The sequence below is a fragment of the Allobosea sp. TAB14 genome (genome assembly GCF_052113865.1).
Taxonomy (GTDB): domain Bacteria; phylum Pseudomonadota; class Alphaproteobacteria; order Rhizobiales; family Beijerinckiaceae; genus Allobosea; species Allobosea spartocytisi.
This window is the reverse complement of sequence record NZ_JBFRDQ010000223.1, coordinates 1-6421: the sequence shown is the minus strand read 5'-3', so window position 1 is coordinate 6421 and position 6421 is coordinate 1. Positions and strand designations below refer to the sequence as shown.

Here is a 6421-nt window from a genome sequence, read left to right as displayed (position 1 = left end):
GGATGACCATGAAGGGCAGCATGACGTGGACGAGCGCGATCACGATCGCCGTCTCGGTGTAGAGCAATCTCACGCTGTCGAAGCCGAGCGCGCGCAGGCTCTGGTTCACCAGCCCGGTCGAGCCCAGCAGCATGCTCCAGCCGAAGGCGCGCACCACGACAGAGACCAACAGCGGTCCGATGATCACCAGCAGGAAGATCGAGCGCCAGGGATCGCCCATGCGCGAGAGCACATAAGCCTCCGGCGCGCCGATCACGGCGCAGATCAGTGTCGTGAGGAAGGCGAGCCTGAGCGTGCGCCAGAAGATCGCGAGGTAGTAGTCGTCGGTGACGACCCGGACATAATGCTCGACGGTGAAGCTGTCCTGGATGCCGGTGGTGTGATCGTAGACGTGGAAGGACAGGATCACCGTCAGGATGAGCGGCAGGATCACCAGCCCGAGGAACAGCAGCGTCGCCGGCGAGACCAGAAGCCAGGGCGTCAGCGCGCGGGACTTCATGCCGCCGCTCCCGCCGCGGCCGCCACGATCGATGCGCTTTCGGGCGGCCAGCCGAGCGAGACGAGCGCGCCCTCCGCCACCGGCTCTGCGCCCTGATTGGGCAGGGAGACGACGACGTTTCCGACCGGCGTCTCGACATTGAACAGCCAGTAGCTGCCGAGGAAGAAGCGGCTCGTGACCGTGCCATCGAACAGCCCCTGCCCGGCCGCGCCGAGCAGGATCTTCTCCGGCCGGACCGCGACGCCGATGGAGGCCCCGTCCGGCAGGCTCGCCGCCTCGGATGGAAGGCCAAGCCCCGCGGCCTCGGCCCGTCCGCCGCGCCAGACCGCCTCGATGCGGTTCATCTTGCCGACGAAGGAGGAGATGAAGGCCGTCGCCGGGCGCWCATAGAGGCGATAGGGCGCATCGATCTGGGTCATGCGGCCCTGCTCCATCACGACGACACGGTCGCTGATCGAGAGCGCCTCGGCCTGGTCATGCGTGACCATGATGGTGGTGGTGCCGACGCTGCGCTGGATGCGGCGCAATTCGAACTGCATCTCCTCGCGCAGCTTGGCGTCGAGGTTCGAGAGCGGCTCGTCGAGCAGCAGCACGGGCGGTTGGATGACGAGGGCGCGGGCAATGGCGACGCGCTGGCGCTGGCCGCCCGAAAGCTGGCGCGGATAGCGCTCGGCAAAAGAGGCGAGATGGACGAGGCCGAGCATCTCGCTGACGCGCCGGTCGCGCTCAGGCCTCGCGACCTTGCGCATCTCCAGGCCGAAGGCGACGTTCTCGGCCACCGTCATATGCGGAAAGAGCGCATAGCTCTGAAAGACGATGCCGAGGCCGCGGCGGCTCGGCTTCTCGCGGGTGATGTCGCGTCCGTCGAGGGTGATCGCGCCCTTGGTCGGCTCGACGAGGCCGGCGATCATCTGCAGCGTCGTGGTCTTGCCGCAGCCGGAAGGGCCGAGCAGCGAGACGAATTCGCCCTGGGCGACGCTGAGGTCGACATCGCGGACGGCGGTGAAGTCGCCGAAGATCTTGCTCAACGATTGCAGCGTCAGAAAGCCCATCGGCACCTCGATCGGTGGGCTTTCCCTTAGCCGGAAAGCCGGACTGCGATGCCGCTACGAAAGCGAGGCCGACACAATTTCGTCAATCTTGAATTCCGCATTAGAGAATTTTTATTGACTAAATTCCGTTATATGGAATTTTGATCCAGATCTAGGCATCAGGATTTCGATGATGGAAGCCTCGCCCGAACCGCTGTCGTCGCTGCGCCGCGCGCTCGGCCTGCTGCGCGTCCTCGCCGATGGCGAGAGCGGCGGCATGCGGCTGAAGGACATCGCGGATGCCGCCCGCTGCGGGCAGCCGACGGCCCATCGGGCGCTGCGCGACCTGATGGCGGAGGGCTTCGTCGAGCAGGCCAGCGGCGGCAAACGCTATCGGCTGGCACTCGACTTCTTCGTGCTGGCGGCCCGCGCCGGGCAGGCCTGCGGCTTGCGCGAACTTGCCCGCCCGACCCTGCTCAGGCTCTCGGCCACGCTCGGTGACACGATCTTCCTGCTGGTCCGCAACGGCTATGACGCGGTCTGCCTCGATCGGATTGAGGGCCCCTTCCCGATCCGCTCCTTCACCGGCGACATCGGCGGCAAGGTCCCGCTCGGCATCGGCCAGGGCAGCCTCGCCATGCTGGCGCATCTGCCGGACGCCGAGCGCGAAGCGGTGATCCGCTTCAACATGCCCCGCCTGCTCGACCGCGGCTTCATCGACGAGCCGGCGCTGCGCTGCGCGATCGAGGCCGCAAGGGCGCAAGGCTGGGTCAATCTCAACACCGGCCTCATCCCCGGCATGGCCGGCGTCGCCGTGCCGGTCTTCGATGCGCAGCGGCGCGTCGTCGCGGCGCTGAGCGTCGGCACGCTGGCCGAGCGGCTGCGCGAGGACCGGCTGCCCAGCGTCGTCGCCATCCTGCGGGGCGAGGCCGACGAGCTCGGCGCCAAGCTCAACCCCTTCGACGTGACCTTGCGCTATCCCTCACGCAGCCTGAGCACGGTGGCGGGCTGATAGGCTCCGGCTCCGAGCGCAGCCGCCATGCCGCTTTCGGGCTTGCATCGCGGCAGCGGAAGCGGGATGTCGGGGGCGACATTCCTTGCCACGGTGCTCCGCCATGACCGAAACCAAGCCCGCTCCCCGCATCGCCATCACCTATTGCTCGATGTGCAACTGGATGCTGCGCTCGGCCTGGCTCGGCCAGGAGCTGCTCTCGACCTTCGGGCAGGATCTTGGCGAGGTCGCGCTGATCCCGCGCACCGGCGGCATCTTCCAGATCACCTATGATGGCGAGCTGATCTGGGACCGCAAGACCGATGGCGGCTTCCCCGACTCCAAGGTGCTGAAGCAGCGCGTCCGCGACCGGCTCGACCCCGAGCGCAGCCTCGGCCATGTCGACGGGCATGCGATGTCGGCGGACGCCGAGAGCTGAGGCTCGCCAGCGACATCGCTGGTTGTCATCCCGGGCGAAGCTGCGCTGATCCGGGATGACGGCGTTCAGGAAGCGGGAGAAAGGCGCCCGCGCGTCGCCGCGACCCACGCCTTCAGCCGCGCCTCGGGATCGGCATTGAGCGTGATGTCCGTCACCGCCGCGACGATGTCGGCGCCAGCCTCGAAGACGCCCGGGGCCCGCTCCAGCGAGATGCCGCCAATGCCGACCAATGGCAGGGCGCCGATGCGGCGCTTCCATTCGCCAAGACGCTCCAGCCCCTGCGGGCCGAAACGCATCTGCTTCAGGATCGTCGGATAGACCGGCCCGAGCGCGACATAGTCCGGCTGCATATCCAGCGCACGCTCGAGTTCCGCCTCGTCATGGCTGCTGACGCCGAGCTTCAGGCCGGCTTTCCGGATCGCGCCGAGATCGGCGGTGTCGAGGTCTTCCTGTCCAAGATGCAGCCAGTCGCAACCTTCCCCGATCGCGAGCTTCCAGTAATCGTTGACGACGAGCACGCAGCCGGCCTCGGCGCAGAGCCGCTTCGCGCGGGCGATCTCGCGGGCGACCTCCGGCTCCGGCCGGTCCTTCACGCGCAGCTGCACCAGCTTCATGCCGAGCGGCAGCATCCGCGCGATCCAGTCGGCGCTGTCGAAGATCGGGTAGAATGGATCGAGCTTCATGCGGAATACGTCTTTCAGGCCAGGAAGGCTTTGCCCATGACGGGCGTGGAGGGAGCGGCCATGTCGCGCGCCTCGATCGGTTGCGCGCCGAAGGCGAGCCGGCCGGCACGGATGGCCAGCGCGAAGGCTTCCGCCATCGCGGCGGGATCGCCGGCCTTGGCGACGGCGGTGTTGAGCAGGATGCCGTCATAGCCCATCTCGATCGCCTGAGCGGCGTGGGACGGCAGGCCGATGCCGGCATCGACGACGAGCGGGATGTCCGGGAAATGCTGGCGCATGGTGCGCAAGCCATAGGGGTTGTTGAGGCCCCGGCCGGAGCCGATCGGCGCGCCCCAGGGCATCAGCACCTCGCAGCCGGCATCGAGCAGGCGGCCACCGACGACGATGTCCTCGGTCGTGTAGGGAAAGACCTTGAAGCCGTCATCGGAAAGGATGCGGGCCGCCTCGACCAGGGCGATCACGTCCGGCTGGAGCGTGTCGTCCTCGCCGATGACCTCGAGCTTGATCCAGTCCGTACCGAAGACCTCGCGCGCCATCTGGGCCGTCGTCACGGCCTCCTTCACCGAGTGGCAACCGGCGGTGTTGGGCAGCACCTTGACGCCGAGCTCGCGGATCAATGTCCAGAACGCCTGCCCTGCCCCGCCGCCGGCCGATTCCCGGCGCAGCGAGACGGTGACCACCTCGGCGCCCGAACGCCTGACCGCCTCGGCCAGGATGGCGGGCGACGGATATTGCGCCGTGCCGAGGAAAAGCGGATTTTGCGGCTCGAAACCGTAGAAGGACGCCATCTCAACCTCCCTGCATCGGCGCGACGACCTCGATGCGGTCGCCGTCGTTGAGTGCGGTCTCGGCGCGCTTGCGGGCCGGGACGAATTCGCCGTTCACAGCGGTGGCGACGATCCGGCCGGCATAGCCGAGCTCGGCCAGCGCCTCGGCCAGCGTCTTGCCCGCGATGTCCTGGGGCGCGCCGTTAAGCAGCAAGGTCATGCAGCATCTCCGGTCGGGATTGCGGGTTCAATACGGCATCGGCCGCCATCCGCGCCATGGCGGGGCTGAGCAGGAAGCCGTGGCGGTAGAGCCCGTTGACATGGATCACCCGGCCCCGGCGCGTCAGCCGCGGCAGGTTGTCGGGAAAGGCCGGGCGGGCATCGGTGCCGATCTCGACGATCTCGGCCTCGCCGAAGGCCGGATGCAGCGCATAGGCCGCGCCGAGCAGCTCGAGCATGGAGCGGGCCGAGATGCGCCGGCGCGCGCCGCTCTCGATCATGGTCGCGCCGACCATGAAATGCCCGTCCGCACGCGGCACGATATAGAGCGGAATGCGCGGGTGCAGCAGCCGGACCGGACGCGACAGCGCAATCTCGTCGCTCTTCAGGATCAGCATCTCGCCCTTGACGCCGCGCAAATCGGGCAGGACGTCGCGGGCCGCAAGCCCGCGGCAATCGAGCACGATGTCGGCGTCGAGCTCGGCCGGCTCGACCGGGCTCTCGAAATGGATCGTCCCGCCTTGCGCGAGAACCTTGTCACCCAGGGCCTTGATCGCCCGGCGCGGATCGAGATGCGCCTCCGCCGCGAAGAACAGCCCGCGCCCGAAGCGCCCGACGAGATCGGGCTCCAGCCGCGCGATCGCCTCGCCGTCGATCTCCTCGAAATGGCTGGTGCGCTGGCCGAAGCGGCGCAACTCCGAACGATCCCGGCTCGGCGCGACGACGAGCGTGCCCTGTCGCACGACCTCACCCGTATGCCGCTCCCACCAGCCGGCCGCCTCCTGCCCAAGCCGCACCACCGGCTCCTCGGCGCTCTCGCCCTCGCACCAGGGCGCCAGCATGCCGCCGGCATACCAGGAGCAGGCCTCGGCGCCGATGCGCGGACCGCGCTCATGGATGACGACGGCCGCGCCCCTGTCGAGCAACTCGACGGCGCAGGCGAGGCCGACGACGCCGGCGCCGACGATCGCGACGGTGGTCTGGCTTGGCCGATGCGGCAATTGTGCCATGCGCTTCCCATGCTCCCGGGAAGGCAACGGCCGGAGGCGCGATGCAGAGAACTGCGAGCCGAGGACCGTTCCCTTCGCCGGCATTACCCGGATCAGGTACGATGGGTTGGCGTGAGCCACGCCTCTCAGCCTCTCGGCACCCCAACGGACACGCTCAATCTAGTGAGCTGGGCCTCGGAGAGCAAGGCGAGCCGATGCATACCGGCCTTTCCGGGAGATCGCCCGGCTCGACCTATCCCTTACCAAGGGAGTGCTTCCGTCGCTCCTGCGCAGCCATATCCCCTCCCGTGTGAAGGGAGTGATCGCCCGCCCCTGTCGACCAGGAGAATTATCCTTGGTGCAAAGTGGCCGGCGAGGCTTGTCAAACGGCGTCACGATCGGGCATAGAGCCTTGCGCTGGAGACGTGGCCGAGAGGCTGAAGGCACTCGTTTGCTAAATGAGCATACCCCACAAGGGTATCGAGGGTTCGAATCCCTCCGTCTCCGCCACCTCTATCTCATTGATATCATTGAGAAATAACCCTCGGCCAAACCTGTCCGCGACACAGGTTTCGACACGCCATGGGGCACCTCTGGCGCCGGCCTTCGAGCTGGGTATTCCAATTCCATGTCCCGAAAGGATTCGTTGAGCGGCTGGGTGCTACCCCGTTCCGGGTTCGTCTCGGCCGCCTTCCCGGCCCTGCACGCGGAAGGCATCGTGCTGCCCTCCGATGAGAAGGGTAAAAAGAAAAGGGGTCCAGCCTCGCTTCTGTCGGCTGGGTGCTCGATGTTGCAAGAGGAAC

Annotated in this window: 8 protein-coding genes, 1 tRNA gene and 1 riboswitch; of the genes, 3 read left to right on the top strand and 6 right to left on the bottom strand. The window is 67.5% G+C overall.

What is annotated here, in order from left to right:
• Nucleotides 1-499 (bottom strand): ABC transporter permease (locus AB4Y99_RS24260; RefSeq protein WP_441525117.1); only part of this gene is annotated, 499 nt, incomplete at its 3' end.
• The gene (locus AB4Y99_RS24255) at nt 496-1551 is read right to left on the bottom strand and encodes an ABC transporter ATP-binding protein (protein ID WP_441525116.1); all 1056 of its coding nucleotides are present in this window, start codon (nt 1549-1551) and stop codon (nt 496-498) included. The genes AB4Y99_RS24255 and AB4Y99_RS24260, both read right to left, overlap by 4 nt.
• 169 nt (nt 1552-1720) lie before the next feature.
• Here AB4Y99_RS24255 and AB4Y99_RS24250 point away from each other — a divergent pair, with 169 nt between their 5' ends.
• The gene (locus AB4Y99_RS24250; RefSeq protein ID WP_441525115.1) at nt 1721-2542 is read left to right on the top strand and encodes an IclR family transcriptional regulator; all 822 of its coding nucleotides are present in this window, start codon (nt 1721-1723) and stop codon (nt 2540-2542) included.
• 103 nt (nt 2543-2645) lie between these two features.
• Nucleotides 2646-2960 carry an Rdx family protein gene (locus AB4Y99_RS24245; RefSeq protein WP_038368414.1) on the top strand — a complete coding sequence of 105 codons (315 nt, stop codon included), beginning with the start codon at nt 2646-2648 and terminating at the stop codon, nt 2958-2960.
• 65 nt (nt 2961-3025) lie between these two features.
• On the opposite strand, the gene AB4Y99_RS24240 is transcribed toward AB4Y99_RS24245, so the two are convergent.
• From AB4Y99_RS24240 to thiO, 4 genes are read right to left on the bottom strand one after another with little or no spacing between them, the layout of a single operon-like run.
• A complete protein-coding gene (locus AB4Y99_RS24240) occupies nt 3026-3643 on the bottom strand; it encodes a thiamine phosphate synthase (protein WP_038368416.1) in 618 nt (205 codons plus the stop codon).
• Between the two features lie 14 nt (nt 3644-3657).
• Nucleotides 3658-4431 carry a thiazole synthase gene (locus tag AB4Y99_RS24235; protein WP_038368417.1) on the bottom strand — a complete coding sequence of 258 codons (774 nt, stop codon included), beginning with the start codon at nt 4429-4431 and terminating at the stop codon, nt 3658-3660.
• Nucleotide 4432: 1 nt separating this feature from the next.
• Nucleotides 4433-4630 (bottom strand): sulfur carrier protein ThiS, encoded by a 198-nt coding sequence (gene thiS / locus AB4Y99_RS24230; RefSeq protein ID WP_038368420.1) that lies wholly within the window; start codon nt 4628-4630, stop codon nt 4433-4435.
• Entirely contained in the window at nt 4614-5639 is a 1026-nt protein-coding gene (gene thiO, locus AB4Y99_RS24225) for a glycine oxidase ThiO (RefSeq protein WP_441525114.1), read from the bottom strand. Before thiO ends, thiS begins: the two co-directional genes overlap by 17 nt.
• Nucleotides 5640-5691: 52 nt before the next feature.
• Nucleotides 5692-5793: riboswitch (TPP riboswitch) on the bottom strand.
• 244 nt (nt 5794-6037) lie between these two features.
• Here thiO and AB4Y99_RS24220 point away from each other — a divergent pair.
• A tRNA-Ser gene (locus AB4Y99_RS24220) sits at nt 6038-6128 on the top strand.
• Nucleotides 6129-6421 lie beyond the last annotated feature (293 nt).

Coding starts and splice junctions, on each gene's coding strand:
- AB4Y99_RS24250 (WP_441525115.1), top strand. CDS start 1,721: ATGATGGAAGCCTCGCCCGAACCGCTGTCGTCGCTGCGCCGCGCGCTC.
- AB4Y99_RS24245 (WP_038368414.1), top strand. CDS start 2,646: ATGACCGAAACCAAGCCCGCTCCCCGCATCGCCATCACCTATTGCTCG.
- AB4Y99_RS24240 (WP_038368416.1), bottom strand. CDS start 3,643: ATGAAGCTCGATCCATTCTACCCGATCTTCGACAGCGCCGACTGGATC.
- AB4Y99_RS24235 (WP_038368417.1), bottom strand. CDS start 4,431: ATGGCGTCCTTCTACGGTTTCGAGCCGCAAAATCCGCTTTTCCTCGGC.
- thiS (WP_038368420.1), bottom strand. CDS start 4,630: ATGACCTTGCTGCTTAACGGCGCGCCCCAGGACATCGCGGGCAAGACG.
- thiO (WP_441525114.1), bottom strand. CDS start 5,639: ATGGCACAATTGCCGCATCGGCCAAGCCAGACCACCGTCGCGATCGTC.